Source organism: Dyadobacter sp. HNCC25DJ186 (assembly GCF_056895235.1).
Genome location: NZ_JBXHAS010000008.1, coordinates 59,431 through 85,216, shown reverse-complemented (window position 1 = coordinate 85,216; position 25,786 = coordinate 59,431). Strand labels below are relative to the sequence as shown.

Annotated in this window: 22 protein-coding genes; 16 read left to right on the top strand and 6 right to left on the bottom strand. The window is 41.9% G+C overall.

Annotated features, from left to right (window positions below; translation table 11 throughout):
- Positions 1 to 42: 42 nt before the first annotated feature.
- The 4 genes from AC1XUO_RS21520 to AC1XUO_RS21505 all read right to left on the bottom strand — a co-directional run bounded on the left by AC1XUO_RS21520 (position 43) and on the right by AC1XUO_RS21505 (position 7,574).
- Complete coding sequence (locus tag AC1XUO_RS21520) at positions 43 to 1,044, bottom strand: OmpA family protein (protein WP_483331840.1); 1,002 nt, start codon at positions 1,042 to 1,044, stop codon at positions 43 to 45.
- A gap of 71 nt (positions 1,045 to 1,115) precedes the next feature.
- On the bottom strand, positions 1,116 to 2,234 hold the full coding sequence (locus AC1XUO_RS21515) for an MBL fold metallo-hydrolase (RefSeq protein WP_483331838.1): 1,119 nt from the start codon (positions 2,232 to 2,234) through the stop codon (positions 1,116 to 1,118).
- Between the two features lie 229 nt (positions 2,235 to 2,463).
- On the bottom strand, positions 2,464 to 4,731 hold the full coding sequence (locus AC1XUO_RS21510; RefSeq protein ID WP_483331837.1) for an aconitate hydratase: 2,268 nt from the start codon (positions 4,729 to 4,731) through the stop codon (positions 2,464 to 2,466).
- A gap of 71 nt (positions 4,732 to 4,802) precedes the next feature.
- Positions 4,803 to 7,574 (bottom strand): bifunctional aconitate hydratase 2/2-methylisocitrate dehydratase, encoded by a 2,772-nt coding sequence (locus tag AC1XUO_RS21505; protein WP_483331836.1) that lies wholly within the window; start codon positions 7,572 to 7,574, stop codon positions 4,803 to 4,805.
- 433 nt (positions 7,575 to 8,007) lie between these two features.
- Between AC1XUO_RS21505 and topA the strand changes: the two genes are divergently transcribed.
- The 6 genes from topA (at position 8,008) to AC1XUO_RS21475 (ending at position 14,155) form a co-directional block, all read left to right on the top strand.
- Positions 8,008 to 10,428, top strand: coding sequence for a type I DNA topoisomerase (gene topA, locus AC1XUO_RS21500; protein WP_483331834.1), 2,421 nt, complete (start codon positions 8,008 to 8,010; stop codon positions 10,426 to 10,428).
- A gap of 64 nt (positions 10,429 to 10,492) precedes the next feature.
- Positions 10,493 to 11,188 (top strand): SIR2 family NAD-dependent protein deacylase, encoded by a 696-nt coding sequence (locus AC1XUO_RS21495; RefSeq protein ID WP_483331833.1) that lies wholly within the window; start codon positions 10,493 to 10,495, stop codon positions 11,186 to 11,188.
- 55 nt (positions 11,189 to 11,243) lie between these two features.
- A complete protein-coding gene (locus tag AC1XUO_RS21490; protein WP_483331832.1) occupies positions 11,244 to 12,125 on the top strand; it encodes a bifunctional 5,10-methylenetetrahydrofolate dehydrogenase/5,10-methenyltetrahydrofolate cyclohydrolase in 882 nt (293 codons plus the stop codon).
- 178 nt (positions 12,126 to 12,303) lie between these two features.
- Positions 12,304 to 12,486 (top strand): hypothetical protein, encoded by a 183-nt coding sequence (locus tag AC1XUO_RS21485; protein WP_483331831.1) that lies wholly within the window; start codon positions 12,304 to 12,306, stop codon positions 12,484 to 12,486.
- A 130-nt stretch (positions 12,487 to 12,616) separates the two neighbouring features.
- Complete coding sequence (locus tag AC1XUO_RS21480) at positions 12,617 to 12,985, top strand: DUF6169 family protein (protein ID WP_483331830.1); 369 nt, start codon at positions 12,617 to 12,619, stop codon at positions 12,983 to 12,985.
- Between the two features lie 111 nt (positions 12,986 to 13,096).
- Entirely contained in the window at positions 13,097 to 14,155 is a 1,059-nt protein-coding gene (locus AC1XUO_RS21475; RefSeq protein WP_483331829.1) for a helix-turn-helix transcriptional regulator, read from the top strand.
- Here the strand turns inward: AC1XUO_RS21475 and AC1XUO_RS21470 are convergent.
- Both AC1XUO_RS21470 and AC1XUO_RS21465 read right to left on the bottom strand, forming a co-directional pair.
- On the bottom strand, positions 14,144 to 14,917 hold the full coding sequence (locus tag AC1XUO_RS21470) for a hypothetical protein (RefSeq protein ID WP_483331828.1): 774 nt from the start codon (positions 14,915 to 14,917) through the stop codon (positions 14,144 to 14,146). The genes AC1XUO_RS21475 and AC1XUO_RS21470 overlap by 12 nt on opposite strands.
- 27 nt (positions 14,918 to 14,944) lie before the next feature.
- On the bottom strand, positions 14,945 to 16,015 hold the full coding sequence (locus AC1XUO_RS21465) for an AMP-binding protein (protein ID WP_483331827.1): 1,071 nt from the start codon (positions 16,013 to 16,015) through the stop codon (positions 14,945 to 14,947).
- Positions 16,016 to 16,246: 231 nt separating this feature from the next.
- On the opposite strand from AC1XUO_RS21465, the gene menB reads away from it, so the two are divergent.
- The 10 genes from menB (at position 16,247) to AC1XUO_RS21415 (ending at position 25,692) form a co-directional block, all read left to right on the top strand.
- Positions 16,247 to 17,071, top strand: coding sequence for a 1,4-dihydroxy-2-naphthoyl-CoA synthase (gene menB / locus AC1XUO_RS21460; protein WP_235149723.1), 825 nt, complete (start codon positions 16,247 to 16,249; stop codon positions 17,069 to 17,071).
- A 161-nt stretch (positions 17,072 to 17,232) separates the two neighbouring features.
- Complete coding sequence (locus tag AC1XUO_RS21455; protein WP_483331826.1) at positions 17,233 to 17,640, top strand: EVE domain-containing protein; 408 nt, start codon at positions 17,233 to 17,235, stop codon at positions 17,638 to 17,640.
- The gene (locus AC1XUO_RS21450; protein WP_483331825.1) at positions 17,633 to 19,219 is read left to right on the top strand and encodes a hypothetical protein; all 1,587 of its coding nucleotides are present in this window, start codon (positions 17,633 to 17,635) and stop codon (positions 19,217 to 19,219) included. Before AC1XUO_RS21455 ends, AC1XUO_RS21450 begins: the two co-directional genes overlap by 8 nt.
- Positions 19,220 to 19,305: 86 nt before the next feature.
- Positions 19,306 to 20,193: a class I SAM-dependent methyltransferase gene (locus AC1XUO_RS21445; protein ID WP_483331824.1), complete on the top strand. Its 888-nt coding sequence runs from the start codon at positions 19,306 to 19,308 to the stop codon at positions 20,191 to 20,193.
- 140 nt (positions 20,194 to 20,333) lie between these two features.
- Positions 20,334 to 21,476: a tetratricopeptide repeat protein gene (locus AC1XUO_RS21440; protein ID WP_483331823.1), complete on the top strand. Its 1,143-nt coding sequence runs from the start codon at positions 20,334 to 20,336 to the stop codon at positions 21,474 to 21,476.
- Between the two features lie 38 nt (positions 21,477 to 21,514).
- The gene (thrS, locus tag AC1XUO_RS21435; protein ID WP_483331822.1) at positions 21,515 to 23,461 is read left to right on the top strand and encodes a threonine--tRNA ligase; all 1,947 of its coding nucleotides are present in this window, start codon (positions 21,515 to 21,517) and stop codon (positions 23,459 to 23,461) included.
- A 106-nt stretch (positions 23,462 to 23,567) separates the two neighbouring features.
- A complete protein-coding gene (gene infC, locus AC1XUO_RS21430; RefSeq protein WP_235149717.1) occupies positions 23,568 to 24,119 on the top strand; it encodes a translation initiation factor IF-3 in 552 nt (183 codons plus the stop codon).
- Positions 24,120 to 24,323: 204 nt separating this feature from the next.
- Entirely contained in the window at positions 24,324 to 24,518 is a 195-nt protein-coding gene (gene rpmI, locus AC1XUO_RS21425; protein WP_483331821.1) for a 50S ribosomal protein L35, read from the top strand.
- 108 nt (positions 24,519 to 24,626) lie between these two features.
- Entirely contained in the window at positions 24,627 to 24,971 is a 345-nt protein-coding gene (rplT, locus tag AC1XUO_RS21420; RefSeq protein WP_483331820.1) for a 50S ribosomal protein L20, read from the top strand.
- Positions 24,972 to 25,068: 97 nt separating this feature from the next.
- Positions 25,069 to 25,692 carry a hypothetical protein gene (locus AC1XUO_RS21415; RefSeq protein WP_483331819.1) on the top strand — a complete coding sequence of 208 codons (624 nt, stop codon included), beginning with the start codon at positions 25,069 to 25,071 and terminating at the stop codon, positions 25,690 to 25,692.
- Positions 25,693 to 25,786: the final 94 nt, after the last annotated feature.

Genomic DNA, 25,786 nt, shown 5'->3' with positions numbered 1-25,786 from the left:
TCATCATTATATTTTAGTGGGGTGAAACTTACATTCTGATAATTATTGAACAATTAATTCAACTTCTACACGTCTGTTCTTTTCTTTATTTTCATTAGAATCATTTGGTGCAGCACTAAGGTCTGGACCTTTCCATTTTGCAGCAATTTGCTTCGATTTCACGCCTTTAAGTTTGAGATAATTAACGACAACCTTCGCCCGATATTCCGCCAAGGTCATATTCAAATCTCTCCTTCCAACATTGTCTGTAAAGCCGGTAACAATGGCTAGAAATTTCGATTTTTTATTCAAAACTATTGATATCGAGTCTAGTATTAATTTGGCTTCGGGTCTCAATTCATAACTGCTTTGATTGAAATAGAGAACTTTCTGAGAATGTGTCGGGGAATGAAACGAAACTGGCGAAGCTATTAATGTATCTTTTACCAAATGCTTTCGCTTGTCAACATGTATGGCTTTGAAGTTAATCCCAGGCTTTATTATTATCCTTTCGCTTTTTAAAAGTCCCTCTTTATCGGAAGCATCCATATCATAAGTGCCAGGCAAAACGTCATTTAGAAAAAACGGATGCAATCCCTTTGGAATACTAAAACTATGACTGGATTTAGAAGAAACCTTCTTGTCGCGCATCAAAAAACCTACACTTTCATTTTCGGTAATATCGAAGGAAAATGATAGGATGTTCTGAGGTTTTATTGTGGTGGTGCTGGCAGAATCTCTCAAAACGAAAGGTATCGCAAGGTTAAACTCTGTTCCCTTTTCTATTTTTCCGGAAAGATTCACAGCAATTTTTGACGTTACGTAACCGTCCGCTTCCAGCAAAAGATATCTTGTCGAATCCGGGATATGCAGCAAGAGAATTCCTGATTCATTGCTTTGCCCCAGCACCTGTTGGCTTGTTTTAAAAATGGCAGTTATCTTTCCAGTAAGACCAGTTGCATTATGATGGTTATAACACCTCAACATAACGGAAATGTCTTCGTGCCTGACAGTTGGATTTTTGGGAAAAGTCCATAGTAAACAGAAAAGTACAAGCTTATCCATGATACAGAGAGGTTATAAAAAGATAACGAAAAAGGCTGACGTTTATACATCAGCCCTATCCTAATTTTCATTTACTTAACCTTTTCCCACCAGGCGGCGTATGTTTTATCCTCATTCAGATTGACCATCTCCCCGATCATTGGCGTGACCAGCGGAATATTTTTCAATTTGCTGGCGGCAGAAACCCTGATTATCGGCTCATCCCAGTCATGTTGCGCCAGCTGGAATTTCGCCCAGTGCACCGGCATCAATTTCCTTGCTTTTAAATCCTCTGCCGCCTGCGCAACCTCCTCCGGCATCATATGAATATATTTCCAGTTTTTGTTATACTGCCCGCATTCCAATAAGACCAGATCAAACGGACCGAATTTTTCACCTATCTTTTTAAAATGCGTGTCATAACCGGAATCTCCTCCGAGGAATAATTTCTTTGTTGGTGTTTGCAGTACGAATGAAACCCACATCGCCCCGTTTCTTGACAAACCGCGTCCGGAAAAGTGTCGTCCCGGCGTTAGGTTAACCGAAAAACCATCGCCTAAATTCACAGCCTCATTCCAATCTCTTTCTTCTACTTTTGACATATCAAAACCCCAGGCCTCGAAATGCTCTCCTGTCCCAAGCCCGGTAATGATCTTCCTGACTTTCGATTTCAGCTTCATGATGGTGTCAAAATCGAGATGGTCCCAATGATCATGAGAAATAAAAAGGAAATCAATTTCCGGAAAATCTTCAACGGTGTAAACATCGCTTCCGGGGAAACTATTTGTTGTGAAGCTAACAGGAGAAGCGGCTCCGCTGAATACAGGATCTACCAGCATCGTCTTGCCATCAATTTGCATGAAATAAGAAGAATGCCCGAACCATACCAGAATATTTTCTCCGGGATTCAAATGAAGCAAATCCGATTTTACTGAAGGTAACGTAGATTCTGGTTTTACGCGTACACTCTTGTTGAAAATAAACTCTTTCAAAACCTGGAAATAACTTACACCCTCTGCAAGGTCTGGTGTGAAGCTTAGATTTTGGAATTGCCCATTTTTAAAATTTGAAGACTTTTCAATTTTTGCCTGACGGGTACCAGAAGGCATTTTTCCAAATTTCGGCTGATTTAAAAAAATATAGAATGAGACAGCAACAACTGCTATCAGGGCAATGATGATGAATAACATTTTTATAATTCGTTTTTTCATTGAAGCATATTGAAAAAGGAAAACTCAATCACCTAAACTTGACTGACCAATCACTCTATAAAACTACTCAATATTCTTTCATTCAAAAAAATAAACCTGACAATTGTTGATGACTGGTTTGAAAAGAGTATTGCCGGATAAAATCAGCAACTCCGAATGTTATACAAACAGAAAAAACTCCCGTTTTGAGCAGGAGTTTTTTCTGTTTTAACTAAAATAGTCAGGAGGCTTATGCAGCTACCGATTTACGAATAATGTTCAAAGCAGAACCTTCTTTAAACCATTCGATTTGTTGTTCGTTATACGTGTGGTTAACCGGGAATTCCTCAGTTGTTCCATCTGCATGATGAAGTACAATGGTCAATTGAACGCCGGGGGCAAATGTTTGCAATCCTTTGATATCAATGGTATCGTCTTCCTGAATTTTATCATAATCAGCCGTGTTTGCGAATGTCAGAGCTAACATACCTTGTTTTTTAAGGTTTGTTTCGTGGATACGGGCGAAAGATTTCACAAGAATCGCACGGGCACCCAGGAAACGAGGTTCCATTGCCGCATGTTCACGTGAAGAACCTTCTCCGTAGTTTTCGTCACCTACCACAATTGTTCCGATACCGTTCGCTTTGTAATCACGTTGAACCGCAGGAACTTCGCCGTAAACACCAGTCAGCTGATTCTTAACCGTGTTTGTTTTTTCATTGTAATAGTTAACAGCGCCGATCAACATGTTATTAGAAATGTTGTCAAGGTGACCTCGGTATTTCAACCATGGACCAGCCATAGAAATGTGGTCAGTCGTACATTTTCCTTTTGCTTTGATCAGTAGTTTTAATCCGTTAAGATCAGTACCTTCCCAGGCTTTAAATGGTTCAAGCAATTGCAGACGATCAGAAGTCGGGCTGACAATAACCTGAACGGCTGTCCCATCTTCAGCAGGTGCCTGATATCCGGCATCTTCAACAGCAAATCCCTTGGCAGGAAGTTCAAGTCCTGATGGTTCTTCAAGCATCACGGTCAGACCTTCCGAATTGACAAGCGTATCTATTAAAGGATTAAACGTCAAACGGCCAGCGATTGCGAGAGCCGTTACAATTTCAGGTGACGCTACGAACGAGTGCGTGTTCGGGTTACCATCAGCACGTTTTGAAAAGTTGCGGTTGAAAGAAGTGATGATCGAGTTTTTCTCACCTTTTTCAGCACCATGACGCGCCCACTGACCAATACAAGGTCCACAAGCATTTGCCAAAACTACACCACCAATCTGCGCGAAAGTATCAAGAAATCCATCACGGTCCACAGTATAACGAACCTGTTCCGAACCTGGTGTAATTGTATATTCAGAAGTAACAACCAATTTTTTGTCAACAGCTTGCTGCGCAACAGAAGCTGCGCGGCTGATATCCTCATATGAAGAGTTGGTACAAGAACCGATCAAACCTACCGAAAGCACTTCCGGCCAACCATTTTCTTTAACCGCCGTAGCAAATTTAGAAAGCGGCCAAGCCAAATCCGGCGTAAACGGACCGTTCACATGCGGTTCAAGGGTTGAAAGATCAAGTTCGATTAATTGATCATAAAACGAAACAGGATCAGCATAAACTTCATCATCCGAACGTAAATAACCTGCAACCGCGTTTGCAGCATCCGCCACATCCGCCCGATCCGTTGACCGAAGATAAGCGGCCATTTTCTCGTCGTATGCGAAAATAGAAGTTGTTGCTCCTATTTCAGCACCCATATTACAAATGGTTCCTTTTCCGGTACAAGACAGACTTTCAGCTCCTTCACCAAAATATTCAACGATGCAGCCAGTACCACCTTTTACAGTAAGCTGGCCCGCAACCCAAAGAATAACATCTTTTGCAGCAGCCCATCCGCTCAGTTTCCCTGTCAGTTTTACACCGATCAACTTGGGCATTTTTAGCTCCCAGGCCAATCCTGACATAACATCACTCGCGTCCGCGCCACCAACTCCGATCGCTACCATGCCCAGACCACCAGCATTTGGCGTGTGCGAGTCTGTACCAATCATCATCCCGCCGGGAAAAGCATAGTTTTCCAAAACAACCTGATGAATAATTCCAGCACCAGGCTTCCAGAATCCGATACCATATTTATTTGATACCGAAGCCAGGAAATCATAAACCTCTTTATTTTTATCTTTTGCAGTCTGTAAATCGGCAACTGCGCCGATCTCAGCCTGGATAAGGTGATCGCAGTGGACAGTAGACGGCACGGCAACTTGTGGCCTTCCGGCCTGCATAAACTGCAAAAGGGCCATCTGCGCAGTAGCATCCTGCATCGCAACGCGGTCAGGAGCAAAGTCTACATAGGATTTACCTCTTTGATACACCTGTGTGGGAGTACCTTCCCATAAGTGGGAATACAATATTTTTTCTGCCAAAGTCAACGGCCGCCCTTCAATTTGACGGGCAGCTTCAACTCTTTCCTGCATACGGGCGTAAACACCCTTAATCATATCTAAGTCAAAAGCCATAGTAATTAAATTAATGTCTAAACATTCACACTTATCAAAAACCGAACCACTGTCAATTCCTTAAACAGATTTTATCTGGCTAACTGCTTCACAGGCGGTGCGAACTTGGTCAGGTCAATGCCAACCACCGCAGCTTTATATTCTTCCATATTAGGAATGCGTCCAAGGATTGCAGACAACACTACAACCGGTGTGGATGCCAGCAGTGATTCTCCTTTTTTACGTTCTGAATCTTCAACAACTCTTCCCTGGAAAAGACGGGTCGATGTTGCCAGAACAGTATCACCTTTGGCAGCTTTTTCCTGGTTACCCATACAAAGGTTACAACCCGGACGTTCCAGATACATCATATTTTCGTATTCCGTACGAGCCGTGCCTTTTGGTGCATTATCGTCAAATTCGAAACCTGAATATTTCTGCAATACATCCCAGTCACCTTCGCTTTTCAGCTCTTCGATAATATTATAAGTTGGAGCTGCTACCACAAGCGGCGCATGGAATTCTACTTTACCTTGTTGTTCTTCCAGATTTTTAAGCATCTGGGAGACAATTTTCAAATCTCCTTTATGTACCATGCAGGAACCAACGAAACCAAGATCTACCTTTTTATCTTCTCCGTAATAAGACAGTGTACGAATGGTATCGTGCGTGTAACGTTTGGATACATCCTTATTATTCACATCGGGATCTGCAATCATAGGTTCTACGATCACATCCAGGTCAATAACCACTTCGGCGTAATATTTTGCGTTCGCATCCGGCGCTAAAGCTGGCTTTTCGCCGGATTTAATTTCCGTGATTCTTTTATCCGCTTTATTGATCAGTCCCTGAAGAACCTGCTTGCTATTGTCCATACCCTTGTCAATCATGATCTGGATTCTGCCTTTGGCAATTTCCAATGATTCGATCAGGGTGTCATCCTCAGAAATACAAATAGAAGCTTTTGCTTTCATCTCTGCCGTCCAGTCTGTAAATGTGAAAGCCTGGTCAGCCGGAAGTGTTCCCAAATGAACCTCAATAATTCTTCCCTGGAACACATTCTCTCCGCCAAACTTCTGAAGCATCTGAGCCTGGGTAGCATGAACCACATCACGGAAATCCATGTGAGACTTCATTTCTCCCTTGAAAGTTACTTTCACGGATTCAGGAATCGGCATGGATGCTTCACCCGTCGCAAGCGCAAGCGCAACAGTTCCCGAGTCAGCACCAAACGCAACACCTTTGGACATTCTTGTATGTGAGTCACCACCGATAATGATCGCCCACTCGTCTACAACGATATCGTTTAGCACTTTGTGGATCACATCCGTCATAGCATGATATTCGCCTTTCGGGTCGCGCGCTGTAATAAGACCAAAATCATTCATGAACTTCATGAGTTTCGGAATATTTGCCTGCGCTTTTTTATCCCAAACCGAAGCCGTGTGACAACCCGATTGATACGCGCCATCAACAATCGGAGAAATAACCGTTGCAGCCATTGACTCCAATTCCTGAGAAGTCATCAGACCCGTGGTATCCTGTGAACCTACAATATTTACCTCAACACGAACATCCGAACCGGCGTGTAAAACTTTACCAGGCGTTGTTCCAACCGCATTTTTGTTAAATATTTTTTCAACCGCAGTTAGACCTTGCCCTTCGTGAGAAATCTCTTTTGAAGGAGCATATACAAGAGGAATATCAATACCCAGAATCCGGCATGCGATGGTTTGTATTTTTTTACCAAAAACAATCGCGTAGGATCCGCCAGCTTTGATAAATTCCATCTTCTGTGGCGTCAGTGCCTTGGAGATGTCAATCAGTTCCTGATCGCCGTTGTATAATTTTTTTGTTTTTGTGTTGATCGTAAGCACGGTACCTGTCGCAACAGAATACACTTCTTCAAGCACAGGATCACCACTTTCATTGCGGATAACCTCGCCATTTGCATCCACCTTTTTTACCCAGTTTTTCAGGTCAATTCCGATACCGCCGGTAACATCAACCGTTGTAAGGAAAATCGGAGAAATACCGTTTGTACCTCCAACGATCGGAGCGATATTAACGAATGGAATATATGGACTTGCTTTTTTCCCTGTCCAAAGTGCAACATTGTTCACACCCGACATCCTTGATGAACCAACACCCATGGTGCCACGCTCAGCGATTAACATCACACTTTTGTCTGGATGTTCTTCCTGCAAAGCCTTGATTTCCTGCTGCGCCTTCGGCGTGATCATACACAATCCGTGAAGTTCGCGGTCTGAACGGGAATGAGCCTGATTACCCGGAGAGAGCAAATCCGTAGAAATGTCGCCTTCACCAGCAATAAAAGTAACGATCTTGATTTCCTCCGCTACTTCCGGCAGTTTAGTGAAAAACTCAGCCTGTGCGTAACTTTCAAGAATTTCTTTCGCGATTTCATTTCCGCTTTTATATGCTTCTTTCAGACGATCAACATCGGCGTCGTAAAGGAAAACCTGTGTTTTAAGAACCTTCGCTGCTTCTTTGGCAGTGAAGACATTGTCACCAAGCGCGATATCAAGCAAAACCTCAATCGAACGCCCGCCTTTCATGTGAGACAAAAGTTCGAAAGCGAAAGCTGGGGATATTTCCTCAACTACCGATTCGCCAAGAATGATTTCTTTTAAAAACCTGGCTTTAACGCCCGCCGCACTTGTGGTACCTGGTAGAGTATTGTAAATAAAAAAGTTTAGAGAGTCTGCCCGGTGCTCATTACTTGAATCTTTGATCTGCCAAATAATTTCGCTCAACAATTCCGCACCATCAATAGGCTTAGGATTCAGCCCCTGGGTTTTTCTTTCTTCAATCTCCTTGATGTAATCCTTATAAATATTCATAATAATGGAATTCTTTTCAATGTTAAAGGTTTGCCTACTACTTTACGAACAACTCATGTCCGCTCTTGCATGTGGGTAATTTCACCCTTAATCATGTTCTAAATTAAAAGCCATAGTGATTCAACGATCAAATTATTTGTTAACAATAAAACGCATAAAAGTACAAAATTCCTTATAACGTAGCCGGCCAGCGTTATTTTTTTGCTTTTATTTACAATGATTATGAACTAAGCCGCTATAAGTACAACCTGCAAACACATTTTTTTGTTCTTTCTACTGCTTATTCTCAGTGCTGAATGTCAAAATTATCATGTTTTTGGTTCTGACAAAAAGAAGTTTCTCGGACACCTTTTCACAAGTACTTTGATTTTTTCCTGCTTTCTGCCCTATATTTGAGCTCCAAAGAGCCACCTAGTATCTTAATTCAAAAATTATGTCAAAAAATCTGGTGATCGTAGAGTCACCGGCGAAGGCCAAAACCATAGAAAATTATTTAGGGACAGACTTTATCGTTAAATCCAGTTTTGGGCATGTACGTGACCTTCCCGAACATGATATGGGTGTCGATGTAGACAATGGTTTTCAGCCGTCTTACGAAGTCTCAGGTGACAAGGTGAAAGTCATTAATGAGTTAAAGAAATTAGCGAAGGGCACAGAAGTATGGCTCGCAACTGACTCCGACCGTGAAGGGGAAGCCATATCATGGCACCTCAAAGAGGCCTTAGGGTTGCCTGACGATACAAAGCGAATTGTTTTTCGTGAAATCACTAAAACAGCTTTGCAAAATGCGATTGCCACGCCACGTGTTATAGATGTAGATCTGGTAAACGCACAGCAGGCACGCCGTATTCTGGATCGTCTGGTGGGTTATGAACTTTCTCCGATTTTATGGAAAAAGATACGGATCGGGAAAACCAATCTTTCCGCTGGAAGAGTTCAATCCGTGGCTGTACGCATTATTGTGGAACGTGAAAGAGAAATTGATGCTTTCAGAGCAAAGGGAAGTTTCAAGGTAACGGCTCACTTTGATCTTGGAAATGGTAAGGTTTTAAACGCAGAATTGCCTAAGAACTTTGCAGAGGAAACGGACGCAATGACATTTCTTGAAAAATGTATCAAAGCGACTTTTTCAATCAAAAACCTTGAAGTTAAACCAGCTAAAAAAACGCCTGCTCCCCCATTTACAACTTCTACTTTACAACAGGAAGCTTCACGTAAACTGAGTTTCTCTGTGCTTCAGACGATGACCGTTGCACAGCGTTTATATGAAGCAGGGAAAATATCATACATGCGTACCGATTCGACGAACTTGTCGGAGGAGGCGATGGAAAAAGCCCGTGTTCAGATTACAAATGAATACGGAGATAATTTCTATAATAAAAGGGTTTTTAAAACTAAAAATGAATCAGCACAGGAAGCGCACGAAGCGATTCGTCCCACTGAGTTTTCTGTGTTACAGGGAAGCAGTGACCGGAACGAACAACGACTTTACGAGCTGATCTGGAAACGTGCTATCGCTTCACAAATGGCTGATGCACAACTTGAAAGAACAACTGCAACGATCGGAATTTCATCTACAAATGAAGAATTGGTCGCTCAGGGTGAGGTCATCAAGTTTGAAGGATTTTTAAAGGTATATCTGGAATCAAGTGACGAGGAAGATGAAGAGCAAAAAGGAATGCTTCCTCCTTTGAACATTAATCAGATTCTGAACCTTGCCGATATGAAAGCAACGGAACGCTTCACCCGTAACCCACCCCGTTATACGGAAGCGAGCCTTGTGAAGAAATTGGAGGAAATGGGCATTGGCCGACCTTCAACTTATGCTCCTACGATTTCTACAATTATCAGGAGAGAGTATGTCATCAAAGAAGACCGCGACGGAACGGAGCGTGCTTACAGAGAGATGACGCTCGCAAAAGATGAAATAAAAAGTGTGGTGCTGAAAGAGATCTATGGTACTGAAAAGTCGAAACTTTTCCCGACAAGTACTGGAATGGTGGTAAACGATTTTCTGGTAAATCACTTTCAGGATATCATTGACTATTCTTTTACGGCAAGTGTCGAAAAAGACTTTGACCATATCGCCGACGGGCAACTTGCCTGGCAAAAAATGATCACCGACTTCTATACCCCCTTCCACAAAAAAGTAGATGAGGCAAAAGAAGAAGCGATCGACCGCAGCCTGACTTCCCGCGAATTGGGAGAAGATCCTGCTACGGGCAAGAAAATCACTGTTCGGATTGGTAAATATGGACCTTACGTTCAGATCGGCGATGCGGAAGATGAAGAAAAACCAAAGTTTGCCAGTTTGAAAAAAGGCCAGCTGATGGAAAACATCACGTTGGATGAGGCTTTTGAACTTTTCAAATTACCGCGTACAGTAGGTTTGTTTGAAGATTCGGAAATGATCGTGAGTGTTGGAAAATTTGGCCCGTATGTAAAACACGGCGGCAAATATTACTCGCTTGCAAAAACGGATGATCCCATGGCGGTTACCGAAGATCGTCTGGTTGAAATCATAGAAACAAAACGTATCTCCGACAGCAACAAAACGATCAAGGAATTTACTGAGAATCCTGACGTAAAGGTTTTGAATGGCCGTTACGGGCCTTATGTTGCTTTTGAAAAACGTAATCTTAAAATTCCAAAAGGGACGGAACCGGCGGACTTGACTTACGAGGCGATTTTGCAGATAGCAGCCGATACGCCTGACAAACCGACGGGAAGAGGTGGTTTCAAAAAAGCAGCACCCAAAGCTCCAGCAGCGGAAAAAGCTCCGGCAGTCAAAAAGCCAGCAGCTAAAAAACCTGCCGCAAAAAAAACCGCTGCGAAAAAAACGACCAAGAGCTGATTTTAGACAGATTTCGTACTATTAACCTGCCGAAAGCTGACCGCCGACGGCCGAATGCCAAAACATGAAAAAGCTCGTTGTTCTCTCAGGTGCCGGAATTAGTGCTGAAAGCGGGATAAGTACATTCCGTGACAGTGGTGGCTTATGGGAAAATCATCGGATTGAAGACGTAGCGACACCGGAAGCCTGGCAGAAAAATCCTGATCATGTGCTGGATTTTTATAATGAAAGAAGAAAACAAGCACTTTCTGTGAAACCGAATCCGGCTCATTACTCGCTGGTTGAGCTTGAAAAATATTTTGATGTACAAATAATCACGCAGAACGTAGACAATTTGCATGAAGTAGCAGGGTCGTCGAACGTGGTTCATTTGCATGGAGAATTGTTCAAATCAGAAAGCACAAAAAATCCTGAACTGGTCTATGATATAACATCGTGGGAACTGAAAAATGGAGATTTGTGTGAACTTGGGAGCCAGCTTCGTCCGCATATCGTATGGTTTGGAGAAGCAGTTCCAATGATGGATATCGCCGTTGAAATTACTGAGCAGGCTGACATATTCGTCGTTGTCGGCACTTCCCTGGCCGTTTATCCAGCGGCAGGACTTGTTCATTATGTACATGCCCATAAGCCGATTTATATCATCGATCCTGCCAGACCAGACATCACTTTCCGAAAAAATATGACTTTTATTCAGGAAAAAGCGTCGACCGGGCTGGAAAAACTGAAAAATGAACTGAGAATTGCAAGTGACGCCTGAGTCTTAAATGATTCCTGCTTTACTTTAAATATTGATTATTAGACCTTTTAATAAAATGCAACTACTTGACGGCAAGGCTATTTCAGCCCAGATTAAGTCAGAAATAAAAATTGAAGTTGAAAACTGGATTTCTGCTGGTGGAAAAAAACCACACTTGGCCGCAATTTTAGTAGGACAAGATGGTGCCAGTGAGACTTATGTAGCTTCTAAAATTCGCAGCTGTGAGGAGATTGGATTCACTTCCACCCTCTTACGTTTTGGACCTGAAACGACCGAAACTGAACTTTTGGAGGCGGTTGAATCATTGAACAAAAATCCTGATGTGGATGGATTTATTGTCCAGTTACCTTTGCCAAAACATATCTCTGAAAATACGATTATGGAAGCAGTGGATCCGTCAAAAGACGTAGATGGTTTCCACCCGATTAACGTGGGCAGAATGTGTAAAGGACTTCCTGCCTATATTTCCGCAACACCTTTTGGAATTCTGGAAATGCTGATTCGTGCCGGAATCGAAACCAGCGGAAAACATTGCGTCGTGATCGGCCGCAGTCAGATTGTCGGTTTGCCGATGAGTATTTTGATGCAACGCAACGAATATCCGGGAAACTGTACCGTAACGATCACCCATAGCAAAACTAAAAATTTGAAAGAAATTTGCCAGACCGCTGATATCCTGATCGTAGCTTTGGGGCGTCCGGAATTTGTGACAGCGGACTATATTAAAGAAGGTGCTGTTGTCATTGATGTTGGTATCACACGCGTTGAGGATGCTTCCAAGAAAAGTGGTTTTGCCATTAAAGGCGACGTAAACTTTGCCGATGTTGCGCCAAAAAGCAGTTTCATAACACCGGTTCCGGGTGGCGTAGGTTTGATGACTATTTGCGGATTACTTACTAATACTTTGAAAGCGGCGAGGAAGGAGATTTATAAGTAATCAATTGATTCATTTTTAATTACTGGAAAATATAGCGCAGAAAATTGAATATAAATTCGGTTTTCTGCGCTTTTTCTTTTGGAAAAATAACTTTCTTAGTCAAAATTTGATTAAAAGATCCCAGCAGTTTTTAAACTTATTTAATTTTGTTACGTTTGATAAGTATAACACTTAGAATATGGACAAGTCACTTATAGTTAAGACAAAAGAAGTTATTTCAGCTAGCCGCAGAAAGGCGGTTAAGTCTGAAATGTTTCAAAAAATGCTGGATGACAATAAAGTGATACATGCGTATCTGGACGGAGAAATTTCCAAAGAACAGTTGGACTCTAAAGGTATCAAATTTGTCAAATCCTTATAACTATTCCTTGTCGGACACGGATTTGACTGAGATCACGTTTATCACTCAATTCGGTATTAGTTACCTCGTTTATTTAACTGATGGTAGCAGCTACTTTTCAGATTACCCTGAATTCAATCAAAGAATCTTCATGTTTGGTTTCAAACCAGATCAAACATTAAACAGACGTGATCCCAGAGTTAAAGACACTATACTTGATTTTTTAACTAAATATTTTGAGCAAAAGCCTGAGACCGCTTTAATATTTGTTTGTGACACATCGGATAAAAGACAAGATGCTCGTTTCAAAATGTTCAATAACTGGTTTACGAAACGTATCGAAAAATCAACTTATAACTCCGTTATTCATAAAACCAATATCAGTTTTTGTGATGAAAATGAGAGCAACTGCGCCCATGCCTCATTGCTTATCTCAGGTCAAAATACTATGTTGAACATGATTACAACTGCATTTCTTGAACTAGATACAACATTTAGAGCAAAGTATGAGGATGAATAAACGCCAGTAAAACACAATTTCCCTCAAAAAATATTCCAATTCGACCCGCTCAAATATAATTTTGCTAAAAATTTTGTCATTTCTTTGTAACTTTCTCGCAAAGGATATTTCATGAGCATCGTCAGCAATAATATAAAGTATCTCCGCAGGCTCAATGGCCTTACACAAGAGCAGTTTGCACGTAAAATTGCTATTAAGAGGTCTCTTTTAGGCGCCTACGAAGAAGCGCGCGCCAACCCTAATCTTACTAATCTTAAGAACATGGCCGCTGCTTTCGGTATTTCCGTAGATAATTTGCTAAAAAATGACCTGAGGAAAATCAGGGAAACGCCGGAAATGTCTTTGCCGCTTAACGGATCCAGGCAGATGACGGTTTCACATTCCGGCTCAACAGCAACTCCACCAAGAATGCCCACTTATTCGGAGCCTCAGCCTCTGTCGAAAGTGATGGATCATTACCAGCAGCCGGAGCCACCGATTCGTACAGTTTCCCGTCAGGTTACGTTGAAACCGGTTAATGGGGATGCATATCAGCCTGTGCAGCATCAGCGGCCGGCGCAATCTCAGGTGCCAAATCCTCAGTCAAACCTGGTTGACCACCGTATGCCTGTTTTTAACAATCAATATGCGGTAAATCCTGAACCTGCACCCGTCTACCGGGAGGAAAGAGTCGCTAATTATCCAACGATTCAGTGGGTTGGGAAAAGCCAGTGGATGGAGTATATTGCAAATTATCAGAATCCTGCTTTTCTGACACACCTGCCCTCTTTTCAGTTACCGAATTTGCCTTCTGGTTATTACAGAGCTTTTGAAAGTGGGTCTGATTTTGAATATCCGGGCGCACTGCTCGTAGGCTCATTTATCCGGAACTGGTACGAAATTAAAGACGGGTCGCACTATCTGTTCGTTCTGAAAAATCAGGGTTTCCTTTACAGGAAAGCTTATAATCAGGTCAAAACGAAGGGTGTTTTGCTTTTGAGCTCTGATATCGCTGAAATTCCAAATATCGAAGCTTCGCTGCATGATGTGCTGGAAGTGTGGGAAGTAAAGGCCTTCATCAGCCTGCAATTGCCCAATCCTTCTCCGTCTATGGATCGAATCGGGCAATTGGTTGACGAGTTGCAGAATGAACTTAACCGAAATAAGCCATTCGGCGGGTTACCGTACTAGTTTCGAAAAAAGAGATTCTATCATTTGTAAATCTTTGCTTTTGGCCGTTGTTTCAACAACAGCTACGCCAAGCTCATACCAAAGCTGATCACCTATATAAAGATATTTCCCCTTTTTGGTAGGTTTCTTTTCACTTGCGTTATCGTATATAAATTCCGCGCGATACACTGTATCCATCACCTTTTGCAAAAATCCCCAGTCCAGCTGTTTCAGTGGCCCTCCATTTTGGCTCATCGTAAAAGTTTTGTCTGCAAAAGATGCTTTTAATGCCACTTCGCTTTTAGGCTCAGCATCGTAATCCAGATAGGTCAGCTCGAAAGGAAGTTCACGACCCGAAGTTTCCAAAATCGCCTGCATAAATTCCTGAAGAAAATATACCCAGCGCTCTTTGTCAACCGGATAAACCGTTACGCGTTTATCGTCTTCTTCGATTTCTATTTCAACAAAATCTTCAAATTCTTTTTCTTCACGCTGACGAATAATTTTTGAAGTGCTGTAAATCGCATTGAACTCCTTAATCCAATTGGCAGGGACCGCCCCTTTCCAGGAAAAGTCATCATCCAAAGTAAATCCTTCATCAATAATTTCGTCCTCATCCAGATCTTCGCGATCCGTATATTTTATTGAAAAGTCCAAACTCAAATCGTCTTCTGAAATCAGATTGAGCTTGATCGTCTGAAAATTTGCATAGGGTGCAGGAACAACGCCCGCCGTTTGAAAACGGATGATGTAAAACCCGGGTATTTGAAGATTTTTATCCATGTAAAAAAAATCGTAATATGTTAAAAACTAATCAGATAGATGACCAAAAAGCAGCTGAGCCGTCTTTCGTTTGTCAATCTTTTCAGTTGGTGTTTTTATAAAATCTTGCACAAAGTAAACATGTTTTGGTGTTTCGTAGGTTGAAATCCGTTTTCTTATTTCTTCCAGCACATGTTCAGCAGACAATTCCGCTCCGGCTTTTTGAATAATTAAAATCAATTTTTGGCCCAATTTCTCATCGTTTTCATACCAGGAGAAAAATTTATTTTCATAACCTAAATTATAAAAAACCGCTGCAATTACCTGATCCACTTTATCCAGGACAATTTTTACACCACCCGAATTGATCACGTTGTCAACTCTGCCTATCCAGTTAAATGTATTTTCCGAAGTGATTTCAACCAGATCATTCGTTTGGATTTTCTCATTATTGGTGATAGCTCCCTGTAAAAAAATACAGCCCCGGTCATCTACACCAAATTTAACTCCCGGCAAAACGGTATAGTCATTTTCGGATTTGGGATGATTAAGTTTTCTTAAAGCGATATGCGAAACTGTTTCTGTCATTCCATAACTATGGTAAACAGGAATGCTCAAAAGTTCAATTTCTTTTTGAAGACTCAGATCGACCGGAGCTCCGCCCAGCAAAATTTTGCCGAGACGATTAACCTTGGTTTTAGTCTTTTCGTTCGCCAAACAGGTCGAAAGCTGCAAAGGGACCATGGCCACGAAATCAAAATCAATGATATCCAGTTCCAGCAATGGGTTGGATGAAGGCCCTACAATACTCAAATCCAAGCCAAGCTCCATGCCGCGCACCAGCATCATGGTTCCTGCAATATAACTTACGTTCAGGCAAACCAGTGCGCGGCTTCCTTCTAGTAGATCAAGAGCAGCACCCGTCATTAACGCACTGCTGCGAAGCTGATCTCTCTTAATTAAAATGTCCTTTGGAGTTCCGGTAGATCCGGAGGTATGCAGGATAAAATCGTCTTTCCCCGTCAGCCAGGACATCATGAAGTCATAAGCCTGGCGAAAATATGGATAGTCAGGAACCTCTTGTGTTTTTATTAAAATCGAGTTGGTATTCCAAATCATTATTCGTCAAATTGTTTATAAATCAGGCAGCAAACGGCTGCCAGTCTGATGTATCAGTAATTTCCTACGCTGAATAAACAAAGATGGCAACCTCATAGCCGTTTTTCAGTATCGAAAGTTATCATTTTGTTTTTGATGGAAAGCCAAACAATCCGTAATTTCGCCAATTAATTGGAATGTTACGGTCCGTAGAACCGTTCATTGATATTCACTCATTCACAGATTGCTCATATGTCAAGTTCAATAAAATGGGAAACCATTAAGGAATACGAAGAAATCCTTTTCACCCTGCACGAAGGAATTGCCAAAATCAGTATCAATCGGCCACATAAACATAATGCTTTCACTCCGCAGACTGTCACAGAAATGATTGACGCCATGCACATCTGCCGTGAAGATACACGTATTGATGTGATCATTTTGACCGGTGAAGGCGGAAAAGCATTTTGCTCCGGCGGCGACCAGTCTGTTCGCGGTCATGGAGGTTATATTGGCGAAGATCATGTTCCGCGTCTTAATGTTCTGGATCTGCAAAGAATGATCCGCTCAATCCCTAAGGCTGTTATTGCCATGGTTGCTGGTTGGGCAATTGGCGGTGGCCACGTTTTACATGTTATCTGTGACTTATCGATTGCAGCTGATAATGCACGTTTCGGACAAACAGGACCTAAAGTTGGTAGTTTCGACGGTGGTTTTGGCGCTTCGTACCTGGCACGCGTTGTCGGTCAGAAAAAAGCACGAGAAATCTGGTTCCTTTGCGACCAGTATGACGCCCAGGAAGCCTTGCAGATGGGATTGGTAAACAAGGTTGTGCCTTTGGAAGAGCTGGAAACGACCACTGTTGAGTGGTGTAAAAAAATACAGCAGAAAAGTCCTTTGTCAATCCGTATGCTGAAAAGTTCTTTCAATGCAGAACTTGACGGACAGGCCGGAATTCAGGAACTCGCAGGAAATGCAACACTTTTGTATTATCTAAGCGAAGAGGCCAAAGAGGGACAAAGGTCATTCCTGGAAAAACGGGATCCTGATTTTAGTAAATTTCCAAAATTCCCTTGATATAGTTGAAAGCGCCAGGCGCCCGACGCCCGGTAAAGAGTTGAAAGTTTGGCGATTTGGTATATCAAAATCTTAAATATTGCCCAAATCAAAAAACCTTCAACTTTCCAAAATTTCGCTTCCGCAACCACTTTCAACTTTCAACTCTCAACTAAACAAAAATGAACTACTGGCTTATAAAATCCGAACCTTTCAAATATTCATGGGATCACTTCGTTGAGGAAGGAAAATCGATGTGGGACGGCGTCCGGAGCTACGAAGCCCGAAATAATATGATGGCGATGAAAAAAGGAGATCTGGCTCTTTTTTACCACAGCAATGAAGGGAAAGAAGTTGTCGGTTTAGCAAAAGTTTCAAAAGAACACTACCCGGATCCGACGACAGAAGATGACCGCTGGGTGGTGGTTGAATTTGTTCCGGTTGAACATTTCCCTAAAACTGTTACATTAGCACAAATAAAAGCAGACGAAAACTTGAAGGATATGGCGCTTATCCGTCAGTCCCGGTTGTCTGTAATTCCTGTAAAACCAGAAGAATTTGACCATATTGTAGGATTGGCACATGCATAAAAACCGTTGTTTCCTTTATCAGGCATTGCTCGCACTCTGCTTTTTTCTAGTCTGTTATAATGCTCAGGGGCAGGTCGTAAAAAGAATAGAATTGCCTCTGCAAAATGCAAATGCTGCTTTTCAAACCATGCCATTAGGCCCAAAAGGTGTTTTGCTGATATCAAAGCCGGATAAAGGAAATTACAATGTGCAGAAATTTGATAACAATCTGGAACGTATCTGGTCTATCGATGGGCCAGTTGAAGGTAATCTTGACTACGTGGCTTCCTGTTATGACGGGCAGGCTGTTTTTCTTTTATTCAGTAAATACAGAAGTTCTGTTTATCAGATCGTCAAGGTAAATGTCGGGCCTGGATTTGTTGAAACTTTTACCATTAATACTGTTGACCGTTTTGAAATAACTGACTTCAAAACCCTTGGTTATTCCGTTTTTATGGCAGGAATGGTGAGAAATGAGCCAGTCTTGATCCACACCAATCTCACAACTTCCCAAACGCGGGTTTTGCCATCGGCTATCAAGGGTTCCAATGCGATTCAAACTGTTGAGGTGGACACGACGCATCATCTTGTCAACGTTTGTTTCGCTGTAAAAAAAGGACGTCAGACAAAAATAGTAGCCCGGTCTTATGAAGAATCCGGCGAGCTTTATGTGCAGGCATCCATTGATCCGGAAAATGATTATTCACTTTTGAACGGCCGTTTGCAGATATTAAATGATTCTGTTCGCATGGTTATTGGCACTTATGGATACAGAAATATGCAAAGCACCAGCAACGCCGCTTCCCAGGGACTCTACATTGCCAAAATTGTTTATGACGATGTTGTTTTCACTCAATATCACAGCTTCACAGATTTCAGTAATTTTTTTAGTTACATGAGCGAACGGCAGCAGGAAAAGATTGAAAAAAAGATCCGTAAAAAGAAAGACAGCGGCGATGATCTTAAACTAAATTATCGCCTTCTTGTACATGACATCTTACCGAAAAATAATCAGTTTTTATTGATCGCAGAAGTTTTTTACCCCGAATACCGATACCAGAATCCTAACATGATGGGCGGTTATGGTTATGGCTCGATGATGATGGGTGGCGGTTATCCTTTCGGGATGGGCCTGTACAATCCTTACCTATGGAATCCGATGTACGGTGGCCGTGGGTTTAATCAGCAGGTTTTTGATGGTTTCACTTATACGCACGCAATTATCGCCAACGTCGACCAGACAGGAAAATTGCTTTGGGACAACATCATCAGTTTTGATAACGTCAAAAGCATGGAGCTACGTGAAAAAATCAAGGTACAAACCGAGCCGAATGGTACCACGCAACTCGTTTACAGCCACAACGGCGGTATTCGCAGCAAAATAATTAAAGGAAGTAAAGTTGTCGACAACAATCGCGTGATCGAAAATGGTACGACGGTTGAAGGTGATAAAGTAAGAAAAACCAGTACGGATGATATCGATTACTGGTTTGATAATTTTTATCTTTCCTGGGGCGAGCAGCGGATTGTCAATGCGCAGGGAGATGTTCAAACCCGCGGCAGACGCAACGTTTATTATTTAAACAAAATATCATTTTAAGTTATTGGCGATTAGCTTTTTTAACGATAAAAGAGTCGAAATCAAAGCCATTAACAATTAACCATTAATAATTAATCCTTAAATAAGTGATACTTCTTTCACCAGAACAACATACAGAATATCAATTAATTGATAGCGGCGGATTCGAAAAACTGGAACGTTTTGGGCCATATATTCTTTCCCGTCCTGAGCCTCAGGCGATCTGGGACAAATCCATGACCGAAAAAGAATGGGCTGACAAATCGAATTCTGTTTTCAAGCGTGATAAGAATTCTCAGGAAAAAGGACAGTGGGTCGTGAAAGACGATATGCCTGAACGCTGGGTGATGCAGTATCGTTCCGGCTCTCTGCATCTTCGGGCTAAGCTGGCGTTATCTTCTTTTAAACATGTTGGTGTTTTTCCGGAACAGGCGACGAACTGGGATTATATTGCAAAAAAGGTAAAACAAATTCCAGAGGACAAACCCAACGTTTTAAATTTATTTGCCTACACGGGCCTCGCTTCTCTCGCTGCAAAAGCTTCCGGCGCGGATGTTACACACGTGGATTCAGTGAAACAGGTTATTAATTGGTCGAGGGAAAATATGGAACTGAGCGGATTGGATAATATTCGCTGGGTTGTGGAAGATGCCTTGAAATTTGTAAACCGTGAAGTTCGTCGTGGGAACCAGTACAACGGAATTATTCTGGATCCGCCCGCGTATGGCCGCGGCCCTGATGGCGAAAAATGGCTTTTAGAAGAGAACCTGAACGAGATTTTGAGGCTTTGTGCTTTATTATTGAAGAAAGAAAACTTCTTTTTTATCATTAATTTATATTCACTTGGTTTTTCAGCGCTTATTCTTGAAAACCTTATCAAGGCACATTTTGGCGATCAGATAAACCACGAGTTCGGCGAACTATTTATACCTGATTCATTTGGAAAAAAGTTGCCACTTGGCGTTTTCTCACGATTTTCTGATCAAAAAAATTAAAATAAACGTTCCGCGGTTTTGCATATAAATTATTTTTTGACTGTTTGTGTTCCCCTATTGATGGAGGCTATTTTTGCATGAGAAAAAGTCACTTTTCATTAAGCATATTGTTAATTTTCGCTTTATTCACATTTAGCGGCATGTTACAATCATGTCAAAGTGATGCCAGGAATGCGACCCGCATACCCCCTACTATCAAAAAATCGAAAGCGCAATGGCAAATTGACGCAGTGAATTCACTTTCCGATCTGATCTACCGAAATATCGACGTCGATTTGAATTATTTTAAAAGGTCCAGGATCTATTTTGACCGCGAGCAATATACCGAGGCGATGGCGGACATCAACGAAGCGATTAATGAGAAGGATAATGTTGCGGAATATTTTCTTTTGCGAGGAAAAATAAATCGTGAATTAGGAGCAATCGACAATGCATTGGAAGATGCTGAGCGCGCAGAAGCATTGCAGCAGAACACACCTGATTTGTATGTATTGATGGCAGATATTTTTCAGGTAAAAAACCGCTTTCGTGAGGCCGGAGCTTATTTGAACCAGGCTATGAAAATGGCTCCTTACGATGGCTCTGCATATTATGTAAAAGGCATGTTACTCGCCAGACAAGGTGATTCATTAGCTAGCTTAGCAAATCTTAACAGCGCAATCACAATGAATCCACGGCTTGTCAGGGCTTATCAGCAAAGCACTATGATTCATTTGAAGCTGAAAGATTATGGTAATGCGCTTGCCTTCAACAACCGTGGAATAAAACGTTTTCCAAATAATGCGGAGCTTTATTTTCAACGGGGAGAAATTTATAAAAACCTGGCGGTACTTGATACTGCCATCGTCAATTACCGGAAAGCAACAGCACTTAATCCTAAACTTGCTGATGCTTTTTTTCAGATCGGTGCTCTTGAGATAAAACAGCGGGGATATTACAGTGCTTTACTGGCTTTTCAACAATTACAGAAAGTTAATCCTAAACATCCCCAAATTAACTACTTGATTGCGTTTTGTTATGAAAAATTGGGGAATGATATCAAAGCGAAGGAATATTTTACCTATGAAACCGAGATAAACCCGGCAGATCAAATGTCGATTTACGGTCTGTGGCGTATACGGCAAAGAGAAAATGGACGGATGTATCCGTCGTTTTATGCGGATGAAAATATCGAGTCAGATTATAAAACACTTGATACAACGCGCGTTAAAATTGATATGATTAAACCACGGGGAACCATAAATATGAGAATTGATTCTTCTCGCAATGCTAAAATTCAATAGATTTGTAAGAATTAAAAGTAATAGAATTATTTTTTTGAATGAAAGACGAGTCTCTAATTAAAATAACCCTGCCCGATGGTAGCGGGCGCGAATACGAAAAAGGCATCACTGCCCATGGTATCGCGTTGAGTATCAGTGAAGGTCTGGCACGTAATGTTATCGCGGCCAAAGTAAATGGCGAAGTGTGGGATCCAACGCGCGCTATTGAAAAAGATTCACTTGTCGTGTTGCTCACCTGGAATGATGAAGATGGGAAATCGACATTCTGGCATTCTTCTGCCCACTTGTTGGCGGAGGCATTGGAAGCATTATACCCTGGCGTTAAATTAGGTACGGGTCCTTCGATCGAAAGAGGATTTTATTACGACGTTGATTTAGGAGAAAATACGATTTCATCCGATGACTTTCCAAAGATTGAGGCTAAAATGCTTGAACTGGCGCGTCAGAAAAGTGAATTCAAACGTATCCCGATCAGCAAGCAGGACGCGATCGATTTCTTTACCAAAAAAGGTGATGAGTATAAACTCGAACTGATTGACGGTTTGGAAGACGGATCGATTACGCTTTACGAGCAAGGCGCATTTACTGACCTCTGCCGCGGACCGCATATTCCCAATACTGGTATTATCAAAGCTATCAAGCTGACAAATATTGCTGGCGCATACTGGCGTAACAAGCAGGAAAATAAAATGTTGACCCGTATTTACGGGATTACTTTTCCGAAACAGAAAGAACTGGAAGAGTATGTAACATTAATGGAAGAAGCAAAAAAACGCGATCACCGTAAACTTGGAAAAGAACTGGAATTGTTCGCTTTTTCAGAAAAAGTGGGTCAGGGTTTACCGTTGTGGCTTCCGAAAGGTGCTATGCTCCGTGAACGCTTGCAGGCATTTTTGAGCAAAGCGCAGTCCCGCGCAGGATATTTGCCGGTTGTTACGCCGCATATCGGTAGCAAGGATTTATATGTTACTTCCGGTCACTGGGATAAATACGGAAAGGATTCCTTCCAGCCTATTAAAACACCCAATCCGGGAGAAGAGTATTTGTTGAAGCCGATGAACTGTCCGCATCACTGCGAGATATATAAAACTTCGCCGCGTTCTTACAAAGATCTTCCTTTACGCTTCTCCGAATTCGGAACTGTTTATCGTTACGAACAAAGTGGAGAATTACACGGATTGACTCGTGTACGTGGTTTTACGCAGGATGATGCGCATATTTTCTGTCGTCCTGATCAGGTGAAAGAGGAATTTATCCGCGTGATCGACCTGGTACTGTATGTTTTCAAATCCTTAGGTTTTGAAGATTACAGTGCTCAGATTTCTTTGCGTGACCCTAACGACAAGCAAAAATATATCGGAAGAGACGAAGATTGGGAACGTGCAGAGAGCGCGATCATCGAAGCTTCGGCTGAACGTGGATTGAGCACTGTTACCGAACTTGGCGAAGCAGCATTTTACGGCCCAAAACTGGATTTCATGGTACGCGACGCTTTGGGAAGAAAATGGCAGTTGGGAACAATACAGGTTGATTATCAGCTTCCGCAGCGTTTTGAACTGGAATATACCGGTTCTGATAATCAGAAGCACAGACCGGTGATGATCCACCGCGCGCCTTTTGGTTCTATGGAACGTTTCATTGCCATTCTCATCGAAAACTCAGCCGGACAATTTCCGCTATGGTTATCGCCTGACCAAATTGCGATTCTGCCAATTTCAGAAAAGTATGCGGAATATGCGGAACAGGTATTTTTACAATTGCAGGAACATGATATCCGTGGTTTCATTGATCACCGTGATGAAAAAATTGGTCGTAAGATCCGTGATGCAGAGGTTACCAAAGTTCCTTTCATGCTGATTGTTGGAGAAAAAGAATCCGCAGAAGGCACTTTATCAGTCCGCAGAAAAGGAGAAGGTGATTTGGGAAGTATGGCGATTGAAGAATTTGCCAGCTATTTTCAAAAAGAAGCAAAAATAATTGGATGATTTTGTAATTTTTGTTATTATTCCCACAATAACGCACTATTTTTGTATCAGCATTGTTAAATTTCTGATTTCCAACTAAAAAATAAAAATCACCAAACCAAGTAATATGGCATTAAGACCCCCAAGTGGACGTTTCAGAGTTGTCGAAGAACCTTATAAAATCAATGAACGTATCACAGCTAAGGAAGTTCGCCTTGTTGGCGAGAACATCGAAGCTGGCGTTGTAGATATAAATACCGCGAGAGCAATCGCAAAAACACAGAATCTTGACCTGGTTGAAATCGCACCAACGGCAGTGCCGCCTGTGTGTAAAGTAGTTGATTACTCAAAATTCAAATACGAGCAGAAAAAGAAACAGAAAGAGATCAAGGCAAAAGCAATGAAAGTTGTTATTAAGGAGATTCGTTTCGGCCCTAATACCGATGATCATGATTTTGACTTTAAGCTTAAACATGCTATCAATTTCCTAAAAGAAGGTTCGAAAGTAAAAGCATACGTTCACTTCGTTGGTCGTACGATCGTTTTCAAGGAAAGGGGAGTTAATCTATTGAACAAATTCTCTGAGGCCCTTACAGAATATGGTAAGGTTGAGATGGAACCGAAACTGGAAGGAAAAAGAATGACGATCATCCTTGCTCCATTACCTCCGAAAAAATAATTTTTATTAGCTGTTGGCTTTTGGCGATTGGCAATAGCTAAAAGAACGCAGCAAAAGCCGGGCCTATTTTTTTATATATTTTCTTTATCAAGGAATAAAAATCGTGTCATTGACATTTGTCTTTGACACGATTTTTGTTTTACGAAGAAAATGACTAATTTTGCGCGCTGTTTTATATTTTTTCAACTATTATTTTTTTGTACCATGGGTAAAATGAAAACAAATTCTGGTGCTAAAAAGCGTTTTTCGCTTACTGGTACTGGTAAAATCAAACGTAAACACGCGTTTCACAGCCACATCCTGACCAAAAAATCAAACAAGCGTAAGCGTGGATTGGTTAAAACGGGTCTTATTGATGTGTCTAACCACAAACAAGTATTGGCCTTGCTTGGGAAGTAATTCCGAAAGCCAATAAAATTACCAAATACCATTTCGGTTTTTTGTTCAACCCGATAGCCGGCCTTAAAGTCCCAAAATGGGCGCCGTCAATCAAAAACAGTTAATATTATGCCACGTTCGGTAAACCATGTTGCGTCACGCGCAAGACGTAAAAAAGTGTTAAAATTAGCGAAAGGCTATTTCGGCCGTCGTAAAAATGTATGGACCGTAGCAAAAAACGCCGTTGAGCGTGGATTGCAGTACGCCTACAAAGGTCGTAAACAAAAGAAACGTAACTTCCGCGCATTGTGGATCCAACGTATCAACGCTGGAGCACGTTTACACGGATTATCATATTCTGCTCTTATGGGCAAGATTAATGCGAAAGGCATTGAATTAAACCGTAAAGTACTTGCCGATTTGGCAATGAACCACCCGGATGCATTTAAAGCAATCGTTGATCAGGTTAAATAAAACAGCAACCCGCTTCGGCGGGTTTTTTTATGTTTAGGGGTATCGTTACTTTTAGCTAAATTTTAGTCAAAGATATACACAACTAAACATACCAATCATGCTCGACCAACTTATGGGCCTTATTCAGGATAACTCTCAACAGGCCATCATACAAAACCCTGAAATTCCCAATAGCCAGAATACAGAAGTAATGCAGACATTGCTGGGTTCAATCACAGGCGGGCTGCAGCAACAAGCACAAGCAGGAAACGTGCAGGGCGTTATGGGCTTGCTTTCGGGTAAGGATACTGGCGGAGGTTTAATGAACAATCCTATCGTGGCCTCCATCGCAGGAAATGCTATCTCTGCAATCACTCAAAAATTTGGCTTAAGTAACGGTGCAGCAGGCGGACTTGTTGCTTCTGTCCTTCCTGGCGTTATAGGCGGTCTGATCAGCAAAGTCAGCAATCCGGGTGACAACAGCCTTGATTTTAACGGGGTGCTGGGCGGCTTACTTGGCGGAGGCGGTGCCGCTGCTTCTGGAACTGCGGCGGCTAGCTCAGGTTTTGACTTTAACCAGATCGGTTATGCGATGGCAGACGGAAAACTTGATATGAATGACATCATGAACATCGGAGGAAGCTTTTTCGGTGGCGGAAATAACAATGCCGCTCCCCAGACAGGACAGCAGAAAGAAGGTCTTGATCTTGGCGGATTACTGGGAGGCCTTTTTGGCAAATAGTAAAAAAATTATATATTTTTATAGCAGCAAATCGGAAGAAATTTTCGGTTTGCTGCTTTTTTCTTGACAGAACTGTTCAGCAATCAGACATCAG